This is a genomic window from Pseudoalteromonas sp. R3, from assembly GCF_004014715.1.
Taxonomy (GTDB): domain Bacteria; phylum Pseudomonadota; class Gammaproteobacteria; order Enterobacterales; family Alteromonadaceae; genus Pseudoalteromonas.
This window is the reverse complement of the sequence record NZ_CP034835.1, coordinates 4,039,521-4,063,602: the sequence shown is the minus strand read 5'-3', so window position 1 is coordinate 4,063,602 and position 24,082 is coordinate 4,039,521. Positions and strand designations below refer to the sequence as shown.

Genomic DNA, 24,082 nt, shown 5'->3' with positions numbered 1-24,082 from the left:
TCACAAGACCTGTGAATATGCAGGCGCTCACACAGTGGAAAAACCGACCCTGCTGATTCTTTTTAAGATGAAAGGATGAGGTGTAATCTCGTGTAATGCCGTGTGGATTAGATTTTGCTTCCAGCCAGCACAAAATTAATACTATACTAGTAGTTCTTTTTGACGATGTTTAATGCGGTATGGGCGATCCTAAACAACTTTTACAGATCCTGGCTTTAACTTCGTGCGTGTGTGCGTTGTTTATGATGGTCAACTGGTTTATTCATCGCCGCCTGCTGGGCACCGCATTATGGGCCGGTTTTTCGCTTTGTACTGCCCTGGGGTGTATTTTTATCGCCTCCTTTTCCCTGCCCGTGACCTGGACTATTTTTATCCCAAACAGCTTGATCTTAATTGGTTTGTATTGTCTGAGCCGGGGCAGTGAAGCGTTTTTTTCTGTGCCGCGCCTGAGCTGGCCCTGGTGGTTACTTGGCGCCATTTTCTTTCCAGGCTACCTGTATTACACCTATATTGATGCCAATTTCATTGCCCGCGTGATACTCAATTATCTTGGCTGGGCGTTAAGTATGCTCTTATGCTTGCGTGCATTATGGCTGGGCCAGCGGCGCCAGTGGCAGAGCTTTTCTCCGGCTCATTGGGCCTTCGCTTTGTCTTGTATGTGTTTGTTTGCGGTCTTTACCGTGCGGGTGCTGATGCTCAATCATTACACTCAGCATGATAGTCTGACGACAAACAATTGGGTGAACCAGTTCTTCTCAGTGTCCGTGATAGTGATGCCTCTGATTTTGTGCTTTTCTCTATGTTTATTGTGCAGTGGGCGACGTGAAAAAGAGCTCCACGAGTTACGCCATCGTGCCGAGCTGGCAGCACAGCATAAAGAACGCTTTCTGACCTTGCTAAGCCATGAACTCAGAACGCCTTTAAATGCCATAGTCGGGCACGCCGAGCTGCTTAAACGTGCGCCTCGAGAGCCAAAACAGCATGCCCAGTTTTGTGATGTGATCATCGCTACTTCCATGTCTATGTCCGATCTGGCCAACCAAATCCTGTTGCAAGCACGTGGTACTGTTCCTAACACCACCATTGAACCGGTCCACCTCGCAAACCACCTGAGTGAGCTTATTACGTTTTTCAGACCTCTTGCAGAGAAAAAACACTTAAAGTTGACACTCACAACGCAGGGAATCGATGCCAACCTGCAAGTGATGCTGGATAAAGACCCTTTTACACTGGTGGTTAAGAATCTGCTCTCTAATGCCATCAAGTATACAGAGCGCGGTGAGGTTGAATTAATCGTTTATGGTTATGCGCTGAGCCAGACACGTCATCAGTTACGCATTGCAGTGAAAGATACGGGTGTCGGGCTGAACCCAGCTCAGCAAAAAAAGGTATTTGAGCCCTTTGTCACCTTTGGTGCTTCGCGAGCAATTGCTGATAGTGCCGGAGTGGGCCTGGCTTTATGTAAACAGCTGCTGGAGAATATGGGGGTTGACCTGGAAGTCGAGAGCGAGCCAAATAAAGGCAGTGAGTTCTTTTTTGAAATGCAGGTCAATTCTGAGCTGACAGAGCAGCTTGATGTGACAGACAGTAAGCCAACGTCACTTGGGGAGTTGTCTGTATTGGTCGTGGAAGACAACCATCTGAACCGGGAAGTGGTACGCGGATATCTCGATAACCTGGGCCTTTCATACTGCATGGTTGAGAACCTTGCTGCGGCCCATGCGCAACTGACACGCAGCCATTTTGATGTGGTTTTGTTGGATATGCATTTGCCGGATGGCCATGGGTTGGAGTGGTATCAGGCAAACTTTAACCAGCTACCAGCCTTGGCATCTGCGGTTGTTATGGCGCTGACGGGCGATGTGGACCAGCAAGCCCGCCAGGCATATCAGCAGGCGGGTATCTATGATTGTCTGGAAAAGCCGTTGCGTATCACCGCATTGCGCCAGGCATTAGAGCGCATCGTGCAGGAGAACAACAGTGGATTGGCAGCAACCGAAGCGGCTTATGTTGACCTGGCCTTTGTTGAGCGCCAGTTAAGTGAGTCAACCGAACGCTCAGAGTTTTCTTCTCGTTTAGTGTACCTTAGTGACAGGCTGGATTACGAGTTTGCGCAGTTGCGGGGGTTGGCTGATATTCAAGCCGACGAATCTTTACGTGAGAAATTATTGCAACTGGAGCACGAAGTTGAACAGCTAGGGTTGTATGCGTTGCGTCAGGCATTACACCAGACCAGGCGGCGTGCGGCTCAGGAGCGTGATATTGACTGGACTGCCTTGCATCAGTTTGCTAAGCAAAGTGCCTCGGCTCTGCAATCCTGCCATCAGCGCATGAATGCCTGAGTGCTTGAAAAAGCGCAAGGTTAGGTGGGCCATTGGCAGGATTTGAGTTAGAATACAGGTATAACTTCTCTACATACTCAGTGAATGTCTAAACAGGATCCCTATCTCAGCCGAGAACAAGAAAAATACGACAACCCGGTGCCCAGCCGCGAGTTTATTCTTGAGCATATTCATAAAAGCAATAACAAGACCAACTTCAGTCAGCTCTGTCAGGACCTAAAAGTCTTTGAGGATGAGCGGCAAATCGCGTTTAAACGTCGCCTGAGGGCCATGGAGCGTGATGGTCAGTTATTTTTCAACAAGTTTAAATGTTACGTGATCCCAACCGAAGACGGCCTGGTAAAGGGGCGTGTCATCGGACATCGCGACGGGTTTGGTTTTCTGGAAGTAGAAGGGGAGGCCAAAGACTGGTTTATCACTAAGTATCAGATGGACAGAGTATTGCACGGTGACTGGGTGCTGGCCAAAGCTGGCTCTCGTGGCTCCGGTGGTAAAGTGGATGCGCGTATTGTACGCGTACTCGAAAAAGAACGAGCACCGTTGGTGGGGCGCTTTTTTGTTGAGCATGGCATGGCGGTGGTTGTGCCGAAGACCCGCGCATTACTCAGGACATAGTCATTCTACCTGGCAGCGAAAATGGTGCCCGTCACAATCAGATGGTGCAGGTGGAAATCACTCAGAGCCCCAGTAAACAAATGAATGCCGTGGGTAAAGTCACCGAAGTACTTGGCGATCATATGGCACCGGGTATGGAGATTGAGGTGGCTTTACGGAACCACGAGATCCCCTACGAGTGGCCACAGGCGGTGCTGGATCAGGTTGCTGAACACGGCGAGTTTGTTGCCGAGCCGGATAAACTCGGCCGGGTCGATTTACGCGAGCTGCCGCTGATCACTATAGACGGGGAAGATGCCCGGGATTTTGATGATGCAGTTTACTGTGAGCGTAAAAAGTCTGGCGGCTGGCGCCTTTGGGTTGCCATTGCTGACGTGTCTCACTATGTACCTAAAGGCAGTGCACTGGATAAAGAAGCCATTTCTCGGGGGAACTCAGTGTATTTCCCTGAGCAGGTGGTTCCCATGTTGCCCAAGGTGCTGTCCAATGGTCTGTGTTCTTTGAATCCACAAGTGGATCGCTTGTGTATGGTGGCCGAAATGACGGTCTCGGAAGCGGGGCGTTTGTCTGGCTACCGGTTTTATGAGGCCGTCATGAATTCTCATGCCCGTCTGACCTATACCAAGGTCCACGCGATGTTGCAGGGCGATGAAGGATTGCGCGAGCAGTATAGCGAACTGTACCCGCATATCAGTGAATTACACCAAATGTATATGGCGTTGAAATCGGAGCGTCAGGCCCGCGGTGCCATTGAGTTCGAAACCCTGGAAACCCGCTTTGTTTTCAATGCCCATCGTAAGATTGAGTCGATTGTCCCTGTGGTGCGTAATGACGCACACAAGCTGATCGAAGAATGTATGATCCTGGCCAATGTGTCGGCAGCGCGCTTGCTGGAAAAACATGAAGCCAGTGCCTTATATCGAGTCCATGACCAGCCCGATCCGGAAAAGCTCAGCCAGTTCCGGTTATTTTTGCAAGATCTGGGTATTGAAAGCACTCTGGGGCATGAGCCAACCCCGTTAGAGATCACAGAAGCGCTGACAGGCCTGGGTGAACGGCCAGAGCTTGAGCTTATCCAGACGATGCTTTTACGCTCTATGAAGCAGGCTGTGTATCAGCCAGACAACATTGGCCACTATGGCCTTGCCTTGAAAGCCTATGCACACTTTACCTCGCCCATTCGTCGTTATCCTGATCTGGTGGTGCATCGTGCCATCAAAGGAATTTTAGCGCAGCAGGGTCAGCAGGTGTCAGGTGCTTACGTCTATGAGAGTGATGAGGCCGACCAGCTGGGTGAGCAGTGTTCAATGACCGAGCGCCGAGCTGATGATGCCACGCGCGAGGTTGCGGATTGGCTTAAGTGTGAATTTATGCAGGATCATGTCGGTGACGAGTTTACCGGAGTGATCTCTTCTGTAACGAACTTTGGTTTGTTTGTACGACTCGATGAGCTGCAAATCGATGGTATGATCCATGTCAGCAATCTGGGTCACGAATATTTCCATTTTGATGGTGCCAAACACTGCCTGATTGGCGAGCACAGTCGCAGTGTATTCAGACTCGGTGATAAGCTGAGTGTGGTGGTGAACTCCGTGAGTCTGGATGAGCGACGCATCAATCTGGCCCTGGCGGAAGAAGCGGTGCCGGATCGCTATGCCAGACGGCGTCGTAAAACAACGACAGACAGTACGGCTAAAAGTGTTCGTGCACAACTGAAAGACGGTAAGATCCCGGGTAAAGACATCAAAGCCGACAAAGACGCGAAAGCGCTTAAAGGCGACGGTAAAAAGCCGAAAAAGGGCAAGAAAACCACGCCCAAAGGTAAGGCTAAAAAAGCCAAACAAGCTGCCACTTTGACCTCAAAGAAGAAAGCTAAGAAAAGTGCCAGCAAGACCAAGGCAAAGCGGCCGGGAAAAAACGCGCGTAAAAGAAACAAATCGAGTGCGGGAGCATAATTTTGAGTAATGAATTAATCTATGGTTTCCATTCTATTGAAGCCATTTTATCTACCACCCCAGAGCGTTTTTTAGAGATCTATGCGTTAAAAGGGCGGGACGACAAACGCCTTAATGCGGTGGTCAATGAAGCACGTAAGTTCGGTATTTCAGTCCAGTTTATGCAACGTAAGGCGTTGGATAACAAAGCCAATGGTGAGCAACATCAGGGGATCATTGCCAATGTGAAAGCCGCCAGAGTTCTCAATGAGCGCGATCTGGATGAAATTTTAGCCAGAGAATCTGCGCCGTTCTTTTTGGTACTGGATGGCGTTACCGATCCGCACAACCTGGGGGCCTGTTTACGTAGTGCTGATGCTGCGGGGGCGCATGCCTTGATCGTGCCAAAAGATAAATCTGCAAAACTCAACGGCACCGCCCGAAAGGTGGCGTGCGGAGCGGCAGAAACAGTACCGCTTATTCAGGTAACCAATCTGGCGCGTACCCTCAGAGACATCAAAGAAGCGGGTGTCTGGGTCGTTGGTACTGCAGGCGAAACAGACACTGAACTGTTTGATGCCAGTCTCACAGGCCCTATTGCTGTGGTGATGGGAGCCGAGGGGGATGGCATGCGCCGCTTAACTCGCGAACACTGTGATGTTTTAGTGAAAATACCGATGGTAGGCACAGTGTCCAGCCTGAACGTGTCGGTGGCCACCGGCATTTGCCTGTTTGAGGTGTTGCGTCAGCGAAATGCTCAGTAGCACTACAGTCTGTCGTATAAGAAAGGCAAGCTTAGCTTGCCTTTTTTGTCTCTGAGTCCAGCAGCAGAGTCTGCAACTGAGACAGGGTATCGACCGTATAGGTCGGGCTGATCTCGGCTGGGCAAACAACACCGGGGTGGCGTAGCCAGCAGCTATCGATCCCGAAACGATTGGCACCCAATACATCACTGGCGGGTGTGTCTCCAACCATTAACACCTGCGACTTATCTGGATTACCCAGTAATGATAAGGCGTGTTCGAACACGCTTGGATCGGGCTTCGCCACACCCACCTGCTCAGAAATCACAATGCTGTGAAAATAATCTTTAAATCCGGTATGAGCCAGGCGCTTTTCCTGAAGGGCTGTAAAGCCATTGGTGATGATAGCCAGGGTCGCTTTGCCCTGCAGGGCATGCAGTAACTCAGCTGCTCCAGGCAGCGGGGTACACAGCTCAGCCATCGCTTCCAGAAAACCCAGATTGAGGGTTTCAGCCGACACATTCAGGCGTTCGGCCCAGAATTTAAATCGCGTCACCTGCAGGGTTTTTGCTGTGATTTCGCCGTTCTGATATTGCACCCATAGCGGTTTGTTGATGCGCTGATATTCTTCATTATCAGCTTCACTAAAGTCCACGCCATAGCGGGCAAACAGGGTTTTCAAGCCTAAAAAGGCATTGAAACTGAACAGGGTCTCATCGGCATCGAAAAGAATGTGGGTATATTTCATGAATACAGCTCTGCATGATTAAAGGGAGCCATTGCCAGCAACAGGGCCTGAGTGTAAGCACTCTCCCGGGTCGCCAGGTGATTGGTTAGTAACCCAATCGCGCCACCTTTTTGTTTAATATTGTCAGTATCGAACATACGGTCCATGACATGGCCCAGTTCTTCACCACCAAGCAACGCATCATAAATGCGTTGTGGCAGTGGCAGGTTGGCGCTGCGACCAACACTTTCTTTTTCTCCGTCGGAGATCACCACAAAAGCAAAGGTAGCGGGGCCATATGTAAACTGGTGTGCACCGCCCTCCATTGCACAGTAATAATCGGCTGAGTGGTGTTCAACTAAGTGATGCACACGATTTTGTGCACCTAACAGAGTGTCCGGCTCTCCCAATGGCTGATCAGCGACCCCACTTGGGGCATGCAATCCCTCACACTGGATATCGTGATCCGGGTAATACTGCGTAAAAATTTGCCGTGCGGCATTGATCTTAACCGGGTTCTTTGACCCGACGAGTACCTTAATAGCTGCCATCAGTGATGCCCTGAAAAATCGCTAGTGTAACGGCTGTGAGGGCACTGCTGCAAGCGGGTAAGTGTAACCAGGCGTTAAACCGGTAGATCGAGTGGAACGATTTGCTCAAGTGCGCGTTTTTTGGTGAGCAAGTCTTTGATAAGTGGAGTTAATACCAGCTCCATTGCCAGTCCCATTTTACCACCCGGGACAACCAAAGTGTTTACACGGGACATGAAGCTGCCCTGGATCATCTGCAGGTAGTATGGGAAATCAACGTCTTTAATACCCCGAAAGCGGATAACCACAAAGCTCTCATCCAGTGATGGGATGTCTTTGGCGCTAAACGGATTGGAAGTATCTACGGTGGGCACGCGCTGAAAGTTAATATGCGTACGCGAAAACTGTGGCGTGATGTGGTTAATGTAATCATCCATACTACGTACAATGGAAGTCATGACCGCTTCGCGTGTGTGTCCTCGCTCATGGGTATCCCGGATCAGCTTCTGGATCCATTCCAGGTTGATGATGGGCACCATACCAATCAGCAAATCAACATGATGGGCGACATCATGTTCTTCGGTAACAATGCCACCATGTAGTCCCTCATAAAATAGCATATCACTGTTGCTATCCAGCTCCTGATAAGGGGTGAAAGTGCCGGGTAACTGGTTGTAGGGCACTGCATCGTCAAACGTATGCAGATAGCGTCTGACTTGACCGGTACCTGTCTGACCATAAGTGGCAAACAACTCTTCCAGTGCTGCAAAGTCATTGGCTTCCTGACCAAAGTAACTCAGATGTTTGCCTTCTTGCAGAGCTTCTCGCTTGAGCTTATCCATTTCCGGGCGGGTGTAACGATGAAAGCTATCACCCTCTACGATTTCGGCTTTGGCGTCCAGGCTGCGAAAGATGTGCTTTATCGCAGCTGTGGTGGTGGTTGTACCGGCACCAGAACTCCCCGTGATCGCGATGATAGGATGCTTTGCAGACATTTTGTCCCCTTACCTGGCTCAGCTGGACTGAGCGTAACTTCCGATTAACACCTTTCGATGTTACTCGATAAGGGAAAATTCGCAAGGCATTTCGCGGTGACTTGCAAGCCAGTGATTGAGTTCCTGCTGTTGCTCGGTATGATAGCGAAAAAAACAAGGAATATAACACAATGACATTGTTGAAAAAGATTATCGCAACCTGGTTACTGTTGGGCGTAACGCAGACACTAAGTGCCATGCCTGCATCACAGCTTTGGCTGGCTGAAGAGCAAGAAGGGACGCTATCGGTGAGGCCAATCAGTACGGCTGATGGTTACCATAACCAGCCTTTGGTTGTCGACAATGGTGTTTATTTCACCCAGCAAGTATCCAGTGTGGATGGAGTACAAACAGATCTGTTTTTCTACGACTTTACCACTCAGGTAGCGCGTAATCTGACTAACACCCCGGTATCTGAGTACTCTCCGACCCTATACCCTTATGGTGACGGCCTTTCCGCGGTGGTGGTTGAAGCCGATGGGTCACAAAAGCTCTGGTATTATCCATTTTCTAAGGAACAGTCGCCTCAACGTCTGTTCGCCCATATTGCGCCTGTGGGGTATCATGCCTGGGGCGAAAATGAACAGTTGGTGATGTTTATTCTTGGTGAACCGCACACTTTGCAGTTTACCGATTTAAAAGGGCATCTGCCGAAAGTTGTAGCCAGTGATATTGGCCGCACTCTGGCTTATAACGCTGCGCGCAAAATATACAGCTTTACCTATACCGAGCAGGGACTGCAATGGTTTGCCAGCTTGGATGCGCGAACCCTGGACATCACCAGGCACTTCGCATTACCAGCCCAGGTGCAGTACTACACCTGGTTTGATGACAATACGGTGGCTTATGCCATTGCAGGTCGAATTTATACGCGTCATTTAGATAATCCTGAGCAGGTCAATATATGGCGTAATTTGTCAGCATACTGTCCGGGTACAATCTCGCGTTTGAGTAAGCAAGGCAAGCGGCTGGTGTTTGTGTGCGATCAGGTAAAGACGAAGTAATGCATTGCTGGTCAATCACTGACACATAAGACATGATCAATTACAATGAACACAATTATGGATCCAGGAAAAGAAATATGAGCGTCTTAGTTACTGGTGGTGCTGGATATATTGGCTCACATACTGTTTTGGAGTTACTTTCTGAAGGGAAGGACGTCATCATTGTTGATAACTTGAGTAACGCATCGCAGCAGTCATTGCAGCGTGTAGAAGCCTTGACTGGGCGACATGCAACTTTCTATCGCGGTGATATCTGCGATAAAGCCTTTCTGGATAATGTGTTTTCTCAGCACCAGATCAGTCAGGTTATTCACTTTGCTGGTTTGAAAGCGGTGGGCGAATCAGTACAAAAACCAGTTGAGTACTATCAAAATAATGTTCAGGGCACGCTCACCTTATTAGACGCGATGCGCGATGCCGGGGTGTTCCAGTTGGTGTTTAGTTCATCTGCAACTGTGTATGGCGACCCGGTTAGTTTGCCCATTCGTGAAACGTTTCCCGTTGGTGGCACAACCAACCCTTATGGTACGTCAAAACTGATGGTGGAGATGATCCTGCAGGACTTAGCTAAGTCTGATGAGCGCTGGGCGTTTGCCATTTTGCGCTATTTTAATCCGGTTGGTGCGCACGTTTCGGGTCAGATTGGCGAAGATCCCAATGGCATACCCAACAACTTATTGCCTTACATTGCCCAGGTTGCGGTGGGTAAGTTGGCACAGTTGGGCGTATTCGGAGACGATTACGATACCCATGATGGTACAGGCGTGAGGGACTATATCCATGTGGTTGACCTGGCCATTGGTCACCTTAAGGCATTGGATAAGATCGCTGAGCAGTCCGGTACACATATCTACAATCTGGGCACAGGCAATGGTTATTCGGTACTTGATATGGTGAAAGCCTTTGAAAAGGCGGCGGGAAAATCCATCAACTACGAAATTAAACCACGCCGCGACGGTGACATTGCGGCCTGTTACGCCGCGCCTGAAAAAGCCCTGAATGAGCTGGGTTGGCGTGCTGAACGTGGTATTGATGAAATGATGCAGGATACCTGGCGCTGGCAAAGTCAAAACCCAAACGGATATGAGGGTTAGCCCTTAACAGGCGGCTCCCTATGGTCGCCTGCTCCCCAATCTAGCTGCGCTGGATGAAACTCATCACAACAGCGTGTATAATTCTTCTCTTATCTATTTTGATGACCACAAGCGGCGCCTTATTCGCAGAACATGGGCTGGGATGTGGTTTGTTTATTGACGTTGGTGGCGGTTTGGAACCGTGATCAGGGCGTTTCAGAGGTAGTATGACAAACTCAGATAAATCAGGCACAAGCCCAGTAAATACAAGCGATACAGCGTTTCGCCGCTTCTCCGTTGCACCCATGCTGGATTGGACGGATCGCCATTGCCGAACCTTTCACCGTAAGCTGACCAAACACGCGGTGCTATACACAGAGATGATCACCACAGGTGCCATTATCTTTGGTAAGGGCGATTACCTGCACTTTGGTGAGCACGAAATGCCTGTGGCGTTGCAGTTGGGTGGCTCAGATCCTAAAGCGCTGGCTGAATGTGCCAAGCGCGCTGAGCAATATGGTTATAATGAGGTGAATCTCAATGTGGGCTGCCCGTCGGATCGGGTGCAAAATGGCCGTTTTGGTGCGTGTCTGATGGCTGAACCTGAGCTGGTGGCTGAATGTGTCTCAGCGATGAAAAGCGAAGTATCTATTCCGGTGACAGTAAAAACCCGCATCGGGATTGATGAGCAGGATTCGTATGAATTTCTGACCCAGCTGATTGAGACTTCAAAGGCTGCCGGCTGTGATGACTTTATCATTCACGCCCGTAAGGCCTGGTTGCAAGGCTTAAGCCCGAAGGAAAATCGTGAAATTCCGCCCCTGGATTACCCTCGTGTGTACAAGCTGAAGCAGGATTATTCGGATCTGCACATCAGCATTAATGGTGGTGTTAAAACCATTGAAGAATGTCAGCATCATCTGGCACATCTGGACGGCGTAATGATTGGCCGGGAGGCTTACAGCAACCCGTTTATGCTCTCTGAAGTAGATAGCGCCCTGTATGGCGCCCCAGCGTTTACTCAGACCCGCCATCAGGTCGTCCGTAGCATGTACGACTACATTGAGTCGGAAATGTCTAAAGGGGCAAACTTTTGGCACATTGCCCGTCATATGCTGGGCATTTTCCAGAATCAGCCAGGTGCGAGAGGCTTCCGTCGTCACTTGTCTGAAAATGGTCATGGTAAGAGCGCTGATATCAGTGTGATGGAGAAAGCCCTGACCTTTGTTCCGGAACTCTAATGGTAATTATGGTCAAAAAGGCTATTTATGAGTTTTTTTGACCAACATCCTCTCATGGAATTCTCTTCTTTCCTTTCTTCTTTTTTCTAACTTTCTGATTTATATAAGTAACTTTCTTTTGGCACAAACCTTGGAATAAGTTAAATCACATTAGCTTATCAAGGAGCCTGTCATGGCCTTAATCGACCGAATTGAAGATTTAATCAAAGCCGAGTTCAATGCATTGCTCGACAAAGCGGATGATCCCAAGAAGGATCAGCGCCAGCTACTGACTCAGCTGGAGGAAGCACTCAGTGAATGCCGCAGCACTGTGGTTCAGGTGATTTGTGAGCAAAAAGCGCTGACTCGCCGAGAGCAGGCACTGGCCAAAAAAACGGCGCAATGGCAGCAACAGGCTGAGTACGCGCTGCAAAAGGATCGTGAAGATCTGGCTCGTGCTGCACTGCTGGAAAAGCAAAAATGCCAGGAAGCGCAGCAACAGATTGAAGATGAAGCGGCACAGCTGCAACAGGCTTACGACAAGCTGGAGCAGGATGCACAGATGCTGACAGAAAAGCTCAATCAGCTGCGCCACAAAGAAGCGCAGTTAGCTCGCCGTGAACACACCGCCGCCACTCAGCTAAAAGCCCGAAGTGTAGTGAGTCAGCAGTCGATAGATGAGGCTCTGGCACGTTTTGAACATCTGGAACGCAAGGTTGAGCGAGTGGAGGCTGAGGTAGACAGCTATGAGCTGGTCAGCAAAGAGCAAGCGCAATGGCAGGCGCTGGAGACATTGGCGCGCGAAGAACAAGTCGATAAGGCGCTGGCCGAACTGAAACAAAAAACACACCCAGCTTAGGTATTGGCAAACTCAGATACCTGATGGGTACGAATATAGCAGCAATGAGGAGAACTCTGATGACAGATCATGACACTTATTACAGCACCACACGTTCGCAGCAGCCTCGTAAAAAAATAGCGGGGGTATGTGCCAATTTAGCCAAAAGGCTGGATATGCCAACCTGGTTGGTTCGCCTTATTACAGTGTTGTTGGCACTGAAAGCACCGGTTTTTGTGCTGATGGCGTACTTTATTGCCTGGATCGTACTGTCGGAGCGTTCCTGAGGAGGCATTATGAAAGCGGCATTTATCTTACTGATTAGTCTGGTTGTGTTATCGGCATTATCCTGGGTGTCTTCACCCCTTGCCTGGCTCAATGTTCCAGAAGTGGTCACAGATGTGAGCTGGGTAGGGATCGAAATGCTCAGTCTTTTTGTAGCTATGATTGCCGTTTTTGCTGTTCTGGCGTTGCTGAGCATAGGGTTGCTTGGCGTACTATTAGTAGTGCTCATTGGGCTAGTATTGGCACTGTTATTTAACTCGATTCTTATTGCCGTCCCTTTGTTATTTCTGGTTGCCATTGGCTGGCTGGTGAGTGACAAAGAGGTACTTTGTTAATTTGGTTAGCCGGATATTTCGCTTTTCAGAAATGGCCGGCTGAACAGCTGGCGGCTGTAAAGAAATGGTGATGAAAGCGCGGTAAACTGAGGGCAATGTGGTATAGTAAACAGTCTATACTCAACAAGGAAAGCGCTTATGATCAAAAATTTAGCCTTCTTTATGCTGTGTTCATTGCCTTGTATGTCGCAGGCTCATTCCGGCCACACACATAGCGAGCCTCACCAGCATGCCCATGCTGAACAGGCACCCGTGACATTAACGCAAGCCACTATTCGGGATTTTCTGCCCGCCGCTAAGTCGACCGCGGGATATTTTACTTTGTCTAACACCACCAAGCAGGCAATGACTTTAGTTAAAGCCGAGATTGAAGGGCTGGGAAGAGTGGAGATCCACGAACATGTACATGCCAATGGTATGATGCGTATGCAGAAGCTAGATAAATTGGAGATTGCGCCTGATAGCCAGGTTGAGTTTAAGCCCGGCGGGTATCATCTGATGGCTTTTGAGCCGACAAAACCATTAAAAGTGGGCGAAAATCGTAAACTTACACTATATTTTGCTGATGGAAATCGCGTCTATGGTTTGATTGAAGTGATTTCGCTTAAAACGCAGATGCATAACGCGCACAATGGACATCAGCATCACTAGGAGTCTTGATGGATCACAATACACACAATCACATGGCTAAAATCTGGGCTGCTTTGGCTTTGTTGCTCGTGCTGGGCTACGGTCTGGCAGTATACTGGAGTGCCGAACCGGATCAGTTCGATGTGGTCGGCAGTGCGAAAAGTCATGCTGAACAGTCAAATACTCAGTTGGTCACAGGTTACGTTACCACGCACACATTAATCACCGTGTCCCAGACTTTACTCGATAAACCCGGTGGCTACTTATCTAATGACGTACTACCTCCCAGTGTGATGATGGACAACATGCCTGCCTGGGAATACGGTGCACTGGAAATGATAAGAGACATGGCTTTGTCGATGCGCAAGGATTTTAGTCGTTCGCAATCTCAGTCTACGGAGCACCCCAGTCTTAAAAAAGCGCAGCCACAGTTTAACATTAGCTCGACGGCCTGGTTATGGCCAAGTGCAGAAGGTGAGTACCGCACTGGTATCGCGCACCTAAACGATTATTTGCTGCAGATATCTAACCCTGTTGATCAGACCAGTCAGTTTTATGCCCGAGCAGATAACCTGAGAGGGTGGCTCAAAGAGGCCGAGAAGCGCATGGGCAGTTTAAGCCAGCGCCTTAGTGCGAGTGTCGGGCAGGACAGACTGAATACCGACCTGGCAGGTGACAGTGCCGCTAACCAGGCAACCTACGCGGCCAATCACCACGAAGTCAAAACTTCATGGTGGAAAATCGACGATGTATTTTATGAATCCCGTGGGGCTACGTGGGCCTTGTTACACTTTTTAAGAGCGGTTGAATACGATTTTGCGGATGTGCTTGAGAAGAAAAATGCAAAAGTGAGCCTCCAACAGATCATCCGGGAACTTGAAGCCACACAAGAAACCGTGTGGAGCCCGATGATTTTAAATGGTAGTGGTTTTGGATTGGTGGCCAATCACTCATTAGTGATGGCTAACTATATTTCTCGAGCCAATGCGGCTCTTATTGAACTCAGTGAACTTTTAGCGCAAGGATAAATAAATGAAAAAGTACTGTTTAGCGGCAGCGTTATCTCTGGCCTGCCTCGCACCTGCAGCACAAGCAGACACTCTGTTAGGTTTGTACCTAGGTGGTGAAGCTTGGGGAGCAGAACCTGAGGGGAGCTTTGCGAACAAGGGTAACCAGCAAGAATTTGACTTTGAAAAGAAGAACTTTTCGAGCTTCTATGCTGCACTGGAACACCCAGTGCCTTTAGTACCGAACGTCAAACTTAAGTATACCGAGCTAAAACTAGATGGTTCAGCGGTACTGAATGAAACCTTCGACTTCGGTAACAAGAGCTTCACCGTGGGTGGCACAGTGAATACTGTGGGCGATCTGAATCATATGGACTACATCCTGTACTATGAACTGTTCGATAATGACTTGGTGTCCTTTGACTTCGGTCTGAATGCCAAGCACTTTGACGGTGATATCAGCGTAACGGGTTTTGCTAATGGTGAAACGACCACTGAGACTGTCGACTTTTCTGGTTTTATTCCACTAGGTTACCTGAGAGGAGAAGTCGGCCTGCCACTCACAGGCTTGAGTGTCTTTGCTGAAGGTAGTTTACTGGCCATTGATGACAGTAAAATTCAGGACTTCCAGGTCGGAGTTGCGTGGGAATTCATCGACAACATGGCTGTGGATATTGCGGTACGTGCGGGCTACCGCTCTATGGTGGTAGAGTTGGATGATGTCGACGATATCACTACTGATTTGGATGCATCGGGCCCGTTCGCTGGCTTACAGATCCACTTCTAAGAACCGCGTTTAGCAGTAGCGTATCTAAGCTTCCACTGGGTGCTTAGATACGTTTACATCCTTCATGATTCCCAGGTCAGAGTAAATTCTTCTTCCAGTGCTTTACCAAGCAATTGCCTGTAGACTTTATTGACCGGTGTATTGATGAGCTTTTTCAGTTCATCTCCGGTTTGAGTTAACTTGTAATAACTGAGTACCAGATCGTTGCTGTTGGCCTCAATAGTAAGGTGTTTACCTTGGTATGCCAGGGTCATAGACTGGCCTTTTTGCAGGTTTGCTGATTCAATCTCCTGGCGATAAATCAGGTTAATATCCATCAGGGTCAAAATATGCGGAAAACTCAAGCCTGCCTGAGCCAGATTAAGCGACTCTTTTGCCCCCTTTCTAAGTAAATCAAATAGTGAAGGTTTCTTATAAAAACCAAGCAAAATCAGGTAACTGTCTTCTTTTTCCAGGTAACCGCACAGTGATGCACAGCGTTGTAATGCATCGGCTTCTTTTTGTGTCATTTGCTTCAGGGTCTGCAAACTTTTTATGGAAAAGGTACCTGGAGAGATAGATTCTCCAACCAATATTTTCGCCCATAGTTTTTGCATTGCGCTGTTAGCAATGTCTTCGGCAAGTGCAATGAAGTGTTCCAGCCAGTCAGGGTCAGGGCGGCCGCGACTTGTTACATCGGGGCATAGGGTCAGCGACATGCCCATAATGGATTCAATATTACGCTGCTGGGCAATGCGCTGTAACTGATTTCGCTTAAGTGCCCGTTTTAGTACACCATGTCCACTGCGTACGATAAATTGATTCTGATTGGGGTTAGGTGTGTTTGAAAAGCGCCGATCTTCGGATTGAATCGCGGCTTTTGGCTGTTTGATCATGGCGTAGCCGAGCTTTTCTTCTATCAGAAGTGCCAAACTAGAGCGCGCCTGAGCATTTTTTATAGTCATCCCTATCCCTGTCTGTGTAATTTTAGTTGGCTGACAATTTGGTTCATCATCATTTTTAGCTGTTGCTCAACATAATAAGCGGCAAAATGGGCATACAGGCCTCCGACCAGCGGCGCATGGTTTTCACCTTTGGCACTCAGTTTTACCACCACGCTTTCTTCTTGCTGACTCAAAGTGAGTTGAATGTGTGCGACGTGTTCTGTATCAAATCTGATTTGCACTGTTACGCTATGCTCGTTCAGGCCCAGTACGGTTATTTCAGCCAATCCCCAAGGGTGGACCAACTCGCCATAGCCACCTACCCGTTGAGCCTGTGTCAGAAAAGACAGCTGTAAATCTGATTGCGGTGTCAATAATCCTTGCCAATTCGCTACGTTTAAATACTGCTTTACAGCTTGCACATCTCGCACAGCGATTGTTTGCTCTGCGTGGGCCTGATAGCGAGCGGGCAACAAAGCGGTCAGCACAACCAGGCTGAATATAAAAACGAGACCGAATAGAAATGCTCGGAAAATAGTTGCTGTCATAACTTGCTTTGAGCCGCTATATTATTTAGTTAACGAGCACAAGTAGTTGAACATCGACTATAATATTACTTGAGTGTTAACGGGTATGGATCTTGATAGTAAAAACCTATCATAATTTATAAGAAAACACATAGGCAAATATGCCGTGTGGGCAGAAACTAAGTAGTTGAACATAAGGTTGATGATGGCGTCAGAACAAGAAGAGTTTTTGTTTGCGGATCAAGACTCAACGCATGACTCACTAGAGACGGTCAGCGCGTATTGGGATGTACTGGTTGTGGACGACGACCCAGAGATTCATTCCGTTACTAAGTTGGCCTTATCTGGTGTTGAGTTTTGGGGACGTGCACTTAAATTTCATCATGCTTATTCTGGAAAAGAGGCGCTTGAAGTCTTAGCGCAGAATCCTGAAATTTGCATCTTACTACTTGATGTTGTCATGGAAAGTGACGATGCCGGACTGTCTGTGGTTAAAAAAGTCCGCGAAGAGTTTGGTAATTACGCGGTTCGGATCATTTTACGTACGGGCCAGCCCGGTTATGCACCGGAAGAAAAAGTCATTCGAGAATATGATATCAATGACTATAAAATGAAAACCGAGCTGACGCGCGGTAAGCTGGTTACATCCTTGCTAACAGCCATTCGTTCTTATCAACAGATCTGTGAGTTAGAGCAGCAGAGTCTGGCACTAACCAATATTCTGGAAGCCTCTCATGCCATTTTAGGTCACACAGATATGCCTTCATTTGGCTTGTCTGTGGTGAATCAACTTGCCAAAATCCTTGGCTCTGAGCCACATGGCTTGGTTGCTGGTGTGATTGAAAAGGACGCCAAAGTGATTGTCTTTGGTGGTACTCAAACTTACCTAACCCATATCGGTCAAGGCCTGGAACAAGTCGACAATGGTCGGGTGATTATGCAAGTGCAAAATTGTTTTGACATGGATGCGCACCAACAAACCGACCATGACGTCACTTTCTTATTACAAGGCAAAAATCGTCGTGCAGCCATTTATCTTGAGGTGGCAGAGCCGCCGAGTGCAGCGCAAATGCAGTTTGCTGAAATCTTTTTAACCAATGTCAGTGTAGGCCTGGACAACATTAAATTAATTAACGAATTGCGCGATGTTGCTTATAAAGATGCCCTCACTCGATTACCAAACCGTGCAAACTTTGTGGACCAAATCGCGCAATATTATAAACCTGAGCAAGATCAGCTGGTGTTTGTGCTGATTGATATCGCCCAGTTTTCAGATATCAACAACGGGCTTGGTCAGGAAGTCGGGAATTTGTTACTGCTGGCAGTCAAAGAGCGGCTGGAACAAGAGTGCCCGCAAGGGGAATTGCTCTCACGCATTGGTGCCGATGTATTTGGCGTGTTGTTACCAAAGCAAGGGTTCGACGAAACTTTGTTTCTGGATGCGCTCACCGTGCCTTATCAGGTTGGCGAGCATGTCCTGACTATGCATTTCCACATTGGTGTGTGCTGTCAAAGTGATTTCTCGCCGCAGGGTCTGGAGACTCTGAAGCTGGCTTATATTGCTCTGAACCAGGCCAAACAAGCACGACAAACACTCAATTGGTACAGCTCAGATCTGGAAGAAAAAATGGCCTGGCGATTAGGGCTCATTCGCCAGCTAAGACAAGACTTTGAGCTGAGAAAACTCGAAGTATGGTACCAGCCGCAGTTGTGTTTACGAACTATGGCGGTGATAGGTTGTGAGGCCCTGCTAAGATGGCCAACCGGGAAAGGTGACTATATCTCTCCTGGGGTGTTTGTGCCGTTAGCCGAGGATGCGGGTTTGATCGTCGAAATTGGCCAGTGGGTGCTGGAGCAGGCATGTAGTATGCAAAAGCAATTAAGCTCGCTTGGCCATGATATTAGCGTGGCGGTCAATGTCTCTGTACCACAATTTAAAGTGGCCAATTACGCTCAGCAGGTTAAACAAACTATCATGGAACACGATGTGCCACCTGAGAAAATTGAGCTTGAGGTCACCGAAAGTGTCGTGATGGATGAAATTAACACTGTGGTGCACACATTGAGTGAACTTAAGTCCTTTGGTGTCGAGGTCGCGATTGATGACTTTGGTACAGGCTTCTCGTCATTGAGCTATTTGCAAAAATTACCTTTAGCCCGACTCAAAATTGATCGTGCCTTTGTAAAAGGGATCCCTCAGGAAGACTCAGGTGCCATTGCTGAGTTGGTGATTTCGTTAGGCCGTCATCTTGGCCTGAAAACCATTGCCGAAGGCGTGGAAACACAGGAACAAGCTGATATTCTCCGGGCGTTAGGCTGTGATGAAGTGCAAGGGTTTTTCTTCGCCAGACCCATGGCACAAGATGACTTGCTCGCATATTTGAAAAGCTAGTACTGGGAAGCTGTGGTGCTTTTCAGTATAATCCGCTTCTTTTTTCAGCATTGAGCCGTCATCATGAATGCGTTACAGGCAGAGCGCCCGCTTTTTTCTTATCCCAAATACTGGGCCGAATGTTATGGTCCCGCCCCGTTTTTACCCACCAGTCGTGCAGAGATGGATGCGCTGGGTTGGGATAGTTGCGACATCATTATTGTCACGGGTGATGCCTATGTAGATCACCCCAGTTTTGGTATGGCGGTGATCGGCCGGGTATTAGAAGCACAGGGGTTTCGAGTTGGGATCATCGCTCAGCCTGATTGGTCGAGCAAAGATGCCTTTATGAGCCTGGGTAAACCGAATCTGTTCTTCGGGGTGACAGCCGGTAACATGGATTCCATGATCAATCGTTACACCGCAGAAAAGCGTATTCGTCATGATGATGCTTATACACCCGGTAATGTGGGTGGTAAACGGCCCGATCGTGCCGTGGTGGTATACAGCCAGCGTTGCCGTGAAGCCTACAAAGAAGTACCTTTGGTGATCGGTGGTATTGAGGCGAGCCTGCGCCGAATTGCCCATTATGATTACTGGCAGGAAAAAGTGCGCCGCAGCATTATCTTTGATGCTAAAGCAGACTTGCTGATTTATGGTAATGCTGAACGCCCGCTGGTTGAAGTCGCACATCGTATCGCAAACGGTGAGTCAATCGAAACCATACAGGATGTGCGCGGGACAGCCGTGATCCGTAAGGAACCTTTGCCTGAATGGCGTGGTAGCGACTCAACGGCGATCGATAAAATAGGTAAAATCGACCCGATCCCTAACCCGTATGGGGCCGATGATGTAGGTTGCAGTAAATCGGAGTTTGTTCAGGCTGAAAAAGAGCAGGCCGCAACTCAGGCACAGCCCATTGTGGTGCAGCCACCCAGGTTAAAACCTTGGGAAAAAGTGTATGTTAAGCTGCCAGCCTATGAGCAGGTCAGTGTAAACAAGCCGCTGTACGCCCATGCATCGCGGATCTTGCATCAGGAAACCAATCCAGGTTGTGCCCGGGCACTGTTTCAACGCCATGGTGATCGCAGTGTGTGGGTGAACCCACCAGCATTTCCGCTGGAAACCGAGGAAATGGACGAAGTATTCGGGTTGCCTTACCAACGTGTACCGCACCCCAGTTATGGCGATGACAAAATCCCGGCCTATGACATGATAAAAACATCAGTGAATATCATGCGGGGCTGTTTTGGCGGGTGTAGTTTCTGCTCAATCACAGAGCACGAAGGGCGCATTATTCAGAGTCGCTCTGAGCAGTCTATCATTGATGAGATTGAACAGATCCGCGATAAAGTCCCTGGGTTTACCGGTGTGATCTCTGACTTGGGGGGACCAACGGCCAACATGTACAAGCTGCGCTGCAAGAGTAAAAAAGCAGAGAGTACGTGTCGTCGTCTGTCGTGTGTGTACCCTGATATTTGTAAGCATATGGACACAGATCATACGCCAACCATAGATTTGTACCGTAAGGCGCGGGATGTTGACGGGGTGAAAAAGATCCTGATTGCCTCGGGTGTACGCTATGACCTGGCGATAGAGGATCCACGCTATGTCAAAGAGCTAGTGACCCATCACGTCGGTGGCTACCTGAAAATTGCGCCGGAGCATACTGAGCAGGGGCCACTGTCTAAAATGATGAAGCCGGGCATGGGCACTTACGACAAGTTCAAAGAGCTATTCGATAAGTATTCCAAAGAGGCGGGCAAAAAGCAGTATCTGATCCCTTACTTTATTTCTGCACACCCGGGCACCACGGATGAGGACATGGTGAATATGGCGCTGTGGTTGAAAGCCCATGACTTTAAACTAGATCAGGTGCAAAACTTCTACCCATCACCCATGGCCAACGCAACCACCATTTATCATACTGAGATGAACTCGTTGCGTAATATCAAAAACAACAAAGAAGTGGTGGCTGTGCCAAAAGGGGCTAAGCAGCGCCGTCTGCATAAGGCAATTTTGCGATACCACGACCCAGCGGGCTGGCCGATGATCCGTGACGCGCTGAAAAGAATGGGTAAGGCAAACTTGATTGGGCGGGGACCACATTGCCTGGTGCCTGAAGCTGGTCGCAATGAAGGTAAGAGCAATACCCGACGTAAGCCGGGCACGAAAGCACTGACCCGCCACAGTGGCTTTGGCCAGTTTAATCAGGCTAATACCAAGCCCAGAGTGGGTAAGAATAAACCTTCAGGCCGTAGCGCCAAACGCTAGTGAACTGAGCAAAGAAAAAGCCGCTGTATAGCGGCTTTTTTAGTTTAGTTGCTGCCCTCTTTACGATAAGGGAGCCCTGATTTGATCCAGTCTGCAGCGGGTTTGCCCATCAGATAGTGATCAAAGTAGTCTTTCATGCGGATGGAGTAGTCGACCTGATTTGGAAATTGCTTCAGGTGATGTGGCTCGCCTTCGTACTGCAAGAAGATCGCATCTTTATTGTGACGACGCAGTGCCAGATAATATTGGATCCCTTCCTGCCAGGGTACAGCGCCATCTTTGTCACCAAACATCAGTAAGATAGGGGTTTTGACCTTATCGGCATAGAAGACAGGTGAGTTCTCTATATATAGCTCCGGCGCTTCGGTCAGGGGTTTACCGATCCGGCTCTGCCCGGTTTCATACTGGAACTGGCGCGCCAGACCAGACTTCAGGCGAATACCGCTATAGGCTGAGGTCATATTTGAAACCGGTGCACCGGAAACCACGGCTTTAAACATATCGGTTTGGGTGACAGCAAAGGCACTCTGATAGCCCGCCCAGGAGTGTCCCTGCAGACCAATTTTGTCAGGATCAGCCACACCCAGATCAATCAGCTTTTGTGCAGCATTGACTAATGTCTGCGTAGAGGAGCGGCCCGGATAGCCGATTTCAAATCGAATATCAGGCAGGAATATGGCGTAACCATTGGAGGTGAACATCGGCAGGTTTGGCCTGTGGTTCAGCACCATATGTGGGAAGTCATACATGCGTTGGCTCATGTATCGATAAAAATAGAATACCACAGGGACTTTCTGGCCGGGCTGATAGTTAGCGGGTTTGATCAGCACCCCCTGTAATTGCTCACCATTGTAACCCTGATATTGCACCAGCTCCGGTTTTTGTCCCCATGCAAAGGTACTCAACTGAGGGTTCAGGTTGGTAATTTTGTTGCGTTTATCAAAGGTGCTGTCTGTTTGCCACAGATCCGGAAACTCGTGATAACTCTGCCTGGTAAACAGCAGCGTGTCTGCCTGTTTAGCTTTTTCTATCAGGCTGTACTTGGCTTCTCCGGAGGTTAGAGTGGTTAGCTTGCCCGTTGCCAGGTTGAGCTTTGCAATGTGTGTTTGCTTGTTTGCCAGGTTATGCGCTGAGAGATACACCTGCTCATCTGATGTAAAGCCGACAAAGTCTTTATCCAGCTTGATAACCCGGTATTGTGTCTGATGTTCTTTGCCCTGTGTCAGGCGCGTGCCCTGACCTGTTTTAGCATCAAAAGCCCAGATATCGAATTTACTGTAGGCGTATAGTGTGCCGCCGTCTTGTTGCCAGCCGGCAAATCCATAGCCTGGGTTAGGCTCTGGATAATCGTGGCGATCATCTCCAAACAAAGCATCGTGAACGGCTTTGCTCACGGCCGTTTCTTTTTGCGCATGCAAGTCTTTGAGCCAAAGCTGATCATGCATAAAATAAGCGGCGTGTTTGCCTGTGGGTGACAAGGTCGGGCGATTGGGTGCTTCTTTCACAATAAAGCTGCGTGCCCCTGTGGCAACCTGAACGGCATAATAGTCCGCGTAGAAACCTTTATACATGATCTGTTCCAGATAGGGCTGATCATTACTGGCAAGTAAGAAGGTTGCTTCGCGGTTAAGCGTGAGGTCACGGGCCGTTTCATCACTAAGCTGCGCAACACGTTGGCTGTTCAAGTGGTACACCGCCTGGTAATTGCGATCGCGGTTTGTCTCTTCCCAGGTTTTGATCTCTCGGGGTTTGATCTGGGTGTCATTATTATGCCAGACCTTCAGCCCTGACTGCGCCATAATGGTATCCAAATCTGTCAGTGACGCCTGATCCTGGTATTTTTTCTCAACCGGCTTTGGTGCCAATAGCGGACGGTTTTCAAAGTACAGCCGCTCGCCTTGCTCCGACCAGCTTAATGCCGCTGATTTTGCACTGTACCAGCCTTGTGGTTGCGCGACCTCTGTAAAGCGGTCAACTTTGGCATCCCACAATCGGACCTGATAAGCACGACGGCGCGTATCGTCGTTGACATAATTGCCCTGTGTAAAGGCCACCAATGACGAGTAGGGATGCCAGGCGACATGTGACAGGGTTACACCCGGTTCATCTATCAACACACTGGCCTGAGCGCGAGCAAGGTCAAAGTACTGAATCTGATTGTCTGCGCCGTCTTCACTGTGTTGGCTCATGAGTACGCCGTATTCTGCCGGACTCAATGCATAACGGCCAACCTGTTCAAATTGGTGCTGCTGATCTGAGTTCAAGTCCACAATAACCAGTGGATAGGTTTTGTCCTTCTTATCGGCAGGGATTTTAGCGTCGTCGCTTTGCTTTGATTGTTCTGATGGCTCGGGTTTTACATCCTGGCGGTATGCCAGCCAGCGGCCATCGTCGCTCAGCTGATAGTCTTTGACCGCATTAAAGGTACGTTGCTCACCAGTGAGGGTATTGACCAGTACCAGCGCTCGTTTGAGTTCTTTGCGGGCTTTTTTATCAGACGTTTCTGACGCCAGCAAGCTGGGGACTTGAGTGAAAGCAGCCCAGTTAGCGGCGCGATTGAGCTGGGCTTTGGTACCACGTTCAACGCTGGCAATCAGTCGGTTGGTTTTGAGGTCATAAACCTGACCTGTGCTATCACCGCGGTAGGGCTTAGCGCTGAGCGCAACAAAGCGCCCGTCTTCTGACAAGACTCTGCCTTGTGCATATTTAAAGTCAAATACATCACTAAACTCCAAATTGGGTTTAGCGGCCAGTGCAGAAGCTGAAAACAGCGCGGCCGTGAGTAAAGATTTAGCAAACGTCATAATATGATTCTTGTTCGATAGGAGTTGTAACTTTGTAACACTTTTATCTGGGAGACAAAACAGTGCTGCGTTGGGTGTG

General features: G+C 48.9%; 19 protein-coding genes and 1 pseudogene. 14 read left to right on the top strand and 6 right to left on the bottom strand.

What is annotated here, in order from left to right:
- The first annotated feature begins 242 nt into the window (after nucleotides 1-242).
- From ELR70_RS22905 to rlmB, 3 genes and pseudogenes are all read left to right on the top strand, one after another.
- Nucleotides 243-2,342 carry an ATP-binding protein gene (locus ELR70_RS22905; RefSeq protein WP_160317361.1) on the top strand — a complete coding sequence of 700 codons (2,100 nt, stop codon included), beginning with the start codon at nucleotides 243-245 and terminating at the stop codon, nucleotides 2,340-2,342.
- A gap of 84 nt (nucleotides 2,343-2,426) precedes the next feature.
- Nucleotides 2,427-4,912 (top strand): annotated as a pseudogene (rnr, locus tag ELR70_RS22900) (ribonuclease R).
- Nucleotides 4,913-4,914: 2 nt separating this feature from the next.
- Complete coding sequence (rlmB, locus tag ELR70_RS22895) at nucleotides 4,915-5,655, top strand: 23S rRNA (guanosine(2251)-2'-O)-methyltransferase RlmB (RefSeq protein ID WP_054014864.1); 741 nt, start codon at nucleotides 4,915-4,917, stop codon at nucleotides 5,653-5,655.
- Nucleotides 5,656-5,686: 31 nt separating this feature from the next.
- On the opposite strand, the gene yjjG is transcribed toward rlmB, so the two are convergent.
- From yjjG to ELR70_RS22880, 3 genes are all read right to left on the bottom strand, one after another.
- On the bottom strand, nucleotides 5,687-6,382 hold the full coding sequence (yjjG, locus tag ELR70_RS22890) for a pyrimidine 5'-nucleotidase (protein ID WP_054014863.1): 696 nt from the start codon (nucleotides 6,380-6,382) through the stop codon (nucleotides 5,687-5,689).
- Nucleotides 6,379-6,912, bottom strand: coding sequence for an inosine/xanthosine triphosphatase (gene yjjX / locus ELR70_RS22885; RefSeq protein ID WP_054014862.1), 534 nt, complete (start codon nucleotides 6,910-6,912; stop codon nucleotides 6,379-6,381). Before yjjX ends, yjjG begins: the two co-directional genes overlap by 4 nt.
- Nucleotides 6,913-6,986: 74 nt before the next feature.
- Nucleotides 6,987-7,886: a phosphoribulokinase gene (locus ELR70_RS22880; protein WP_054014861.1), complete on the bottom strand. Its 900-nt coding sequence runs from the start codon at nucleotides 7,884-7,886 to the stop codon at nucleotides 6,987-6,989.
- Nucleotides 7,887-8,056: 170 nt separating this feature from the next.
- Between ELR70_RS22880 and ELR70_RS22875 the strand changes: the two genes are divergently transcribed.
- The 9 genes from ELR70_RS22875 (at nucleotide 8,057) to ELR70_RS22835 (ending at nucleotide 15,104) form a co-directional block, all read left to right on the top strand.
- The gene (locus ELR70_RS22875) at nucleotides 8,057-8,929 is read left to right on the top strand and encodes a hypothetical protein (RefSeq protein ID WP_054014860.1); all 873 of its coding nucleotides are present in this window, start codon (nucleotides 8,057-8,059) and stop codon (nucleotides 8,927-8,929) included.
- Between the two features lie 77 nt (nucleotides 8,930-9,006).
- Complete coding sequence (galE, locus tag ELR70_RS22870; RefSeq protein WP_054014859.1) at nucleotides 9,007-10,023, top strand: UDP-glucose 4-epimerase GalE; 1,017 nt, start codon at nucleotides 9,007-9,009, stop codon at nucleotides 10,021-10,023.
- A 206-nt stretch (nucleotides 10,024-10,229) separates the two neighbouring features.
- Entirely contained in the window at nucleotides 10,230-11,243 is a 1,014-nt protein-coding gene (gene dusA, locus ELR70_RS22865; protein WP_054014858.1) for a tRNA dihydrouridine(20/20a) synthase DusA, read from the top strand.
- Nucleotides 11,244-11,415: 172 nt separating this feature from the next.
- Nucleotides 11,416-12,081: a PspA/IM30 family protein gene (locus ELR70_RS22860; protein ID WP_054014857.1), complete on the top strand. Its 666-nt coding sequence runs from the start codon at nucleotides 11,416-11,418 to the stop codon at nucleotides 12,079-12,081.
- A 59-nt stretch (nucleotides 12,082-12,140) separates the two neighbouring features.
- A complete protein-coding gene (locus tag ELR70_RS22855) occupies nucleotides 12,141-12,347 on the top strand; it encodes a PspC domain-containing protein (protein ID WP_054014856.1) in 207 nt (68 codons plus the stop codon).
- Between the two features lie 9 nt (nucleotides 12,348-12,356).
- Complete coding sequence (locus ELR70_RS22850; RefSeq protein ID WP_054014855.1) at nucleotides 12,357-12,680, top strand: hypothetical protein; 324 nt, start codon at nucleotides 12,357-12,359, stop codon at nucleotides 12,678-12,680.
- 138 nt (nucleotides 12,681-12,818) lie between these two features.
- On the top strand, nucleotides 12,819-13,331 hold the full coding sequence (locus ELR70_RS22845) for a copper chaperone PCu(A)C (protein ID WP_054014854.1): 513 nt from the start codon (nucleotides 12,819-12,821) through the stop codon (nucleotides 13,329-13,331).
- Nucleotides 13,332-13,339: 8 nt separating this feature from the next.
- On the top strand, nucleotides 13,340-14,338 hold the full coding sequence (locus ELR70_RS22840; RefSeq protein WP_054014853.1) for a DUF2333 family protein: 999 nt from the start codon (nucleotides 13,340-13,342) through the stop codon (nucleotides 14,336-14,338).
- A gap of 4 nt (nucleotides 14,339-14,342) precedes the next feature.
- Nucleotides 14,343-15,104 carry a TIGR04219 family outer membrane beta-barrel protein gene (locus tag ELR70_RS22835; protein WP_054014852.1) on the top strand — a complete coding sequence of 254 codons (762 nt, stop codon included), beginning with the start codon at nucleotides 14,343-14,345 and terminating at the stop codon, nucleotides 15,102-15,104.
- A gap of 62 nt (nucleotides 15,105-15,166) precedes the next feature.
- On the opposite strand, the gene ELR70_RS22830 is transcribed toward ELR70_RS22835, so the two are convergent.
- Complete coding sequence (locus tag ELR70_RS22830; protein WP_054014851.1) at nucleotides 15,167-16,048, bottom strand: TIGR03899 family protein; 882 nt, start codon at nucleotides 16,046-16,048, stop codon at nucleotides 15,167-15,169.
- A gap of 2 nt (nucleotides 16,049-16,050) precedes the next feature.
- Complete coding sequence (locus tag ELR70_RS22825; RefSeq protein WP_054014850.1) at nucleotides 16,051-16,575, bottom strand: hypothetical protein; 525 nt, start codon at nucleotides 16,573-16,575, stop codon at nucleotides 16,051-16,053.
- A gap of 184 nt (nucleotides 16,576-16,759) precedes the next feature.
- Between ELR70_RS22825 and ELR70_RS22820 the strand changes: the two genes are divergently transcribed.
- Nucleotides 16,760-18,946 (top strand): EAL domain-containing protein, encoded by a 2,187-nt coding sequence (locus tag ELR70_RS22820; protein WP_054014849.1) that lies wholly within the window; start codon nucleotides 16,760-16,762, stop codon nucleotides 18,944-18,946.
- Nucleotides 18,947-19,009: 63 nt separating this feature from the next.
- On the top strand, nucleotides 19,010-21,199 hold the full coding sequence (locus tag ELR70_RS22815) for a YgiQ family radical SAM protein (protein ID WP_054014848.1): 2,190 nt from the start codon (nucleotides 19,010-19,012) through the stop codon (nucleotides 21,197-21,199).
- A gap of 44 nt (nucleotides 21,200-21,243) precedes the next feature.
- On the opposite strand, the gene ELR70_RS22810 is transcribed toward ELR70_RS22815, so the two are convergent.
- On the bottom strand, nucleotides 21,244-24,003 hold the full coding sequence (locus ELR70_RS22810) for a prolyl oligopeptidase family serine peptidase (RefSeq protein WP_054014847.1): 2,760 nt from the start codon (nucleotides 24,001-24,003) through the stop codon (nucleotides 21,244-21,246).
- Nucleotides 24,004-24,082: the final 79 nt, after the last annotated feature.

Excerpts from the sequence above, each read along its gene's own strand:
- dusA (WP_054014858.1), top strand. The coding sequence starts at position 10,230 with ATGACAAACTCAGATAAATCAGGCACAAGCCCAGTAAATACAAGCGAT.
- ELR70_RS22820 (WP_054014849.1), top strand. The coding sequence starts at position 16,760 with ATGGCGTCAGAACAAGAAGAGTTTTTGTTTGCGGATCAAGACTCAACG.
- ELR70_RS22860 (WP_054014857.1), top strand. The coding sequence starts at position 11,416 with ATGGCCTTAATCGACCGAATTGAAGATTTAATCAAAGCCGAGTTCAAT.
- galE (WP_054014859.1), top strand. The coding sequence starts at position 9,007 with ATGAGCGTCTTAGTTACTGGTGGTGCTGGATATATTGGCTCACATACT.
- yjjX (WP_054014862.1), bottom strand. The coding sequence starts at position 6,912 with ATGGCAGCTATTAAGGTACTCGTCGGGTCAAAGAACCCGGTTAAGATC.
- ELR70_RS22810 (WP_054014847.1), bottom strand. The coding sequence starts at position 24,003 with ATGACGTTTGCTAAATCTTTACTCACGGCCGCGCTGTTTTCAGCTTCT.
- ELR70_RS22875 (WP_054014860.1), top strand. The coding sequence starts at position 8,057 with ATGACATTGTTGAAAAAGATTATCGCAACCTGGTTACTGTTGGGCGTA.
- ELR70_RS22825 (WP_054014850.1), bottom strand. The coding sequence starts at position 16,575 with ATGACAGCAACTATTTTCCGAGCATTTCTATTCGGTCTCGTTTTTATA.
- ELR70_RS22815 (WP_054014848.1), top strand. The coding sequence starts at position 19,010 with ATGAATGCGTTACAGGCAGAGCGCCCGCTTTTTTCTTATCCCAAATAC.
- ELR70_RS22850 (WP_054014855.1), top strand. The coding sequence starts at position 12,357 with ATGAAAGCGGCATTTATCTTACTGATTAGTCTGGTTGTGTTATCGGCA.
- ELR70_RS22880 (WP_054014861.1), bottom strand. The coding sequence starts at position 7,886 with ATGTCTGCAAAGCATCCTATCATCGCGATCACGGGGAGTTCTGGTGCC.
- ELR70_RS22845 (WP_054014854.1), top strand. The coding sequence starts at position 12,819 with ATGATCAAAAATTTAGCCTTCTTTATGCTGTGTTCATTGCCTTGTATG.
- ELR70_RS22830 (WP_054014851.1), bottom strand. The coding sequence starts at position 16,048 with ATGACTATAAAAAATGCTCAGGCGCGCTCTAGTTTGGCACTTCTGATA.
- ELR70_RS22855 (WP_054014856.1), top strand. The coding sequence starts at position 12,141 with ATGACAGATCATGACACTTATTACAGCACCACACGTTCGCAGCAGCCT.
- ELR70_RS22835 (WP_054014852.1), top strand. The coding sequence starts at position 14,343 with ATGAAAAAGTACTGTTTAGCGGCAGCGTTATCTCTGGCCTGCCTCGCA.
- yjjG (WP_054014863.1), bottom strand. The coding sequence starts at position 6,382 with ATGAAATATACCCACATTCTTTTCGATGCCGATGAGACCCTGTTCAGT.
- ELR70_RS22840 (WP_054014853.1), top strand. The coding sequence starts at position 13,340 with ATGGATCACAATACACACAATCACATGGCTAAAATCTGGGCTGCTTTG.
- ELR70_RS22905 (WP_160317361.1), top strand. The coding sequence starts at position 243 with ATGATGGTCAACTGGTTTATTCATCGCCGCCTGCTGGGCACCGCATTA.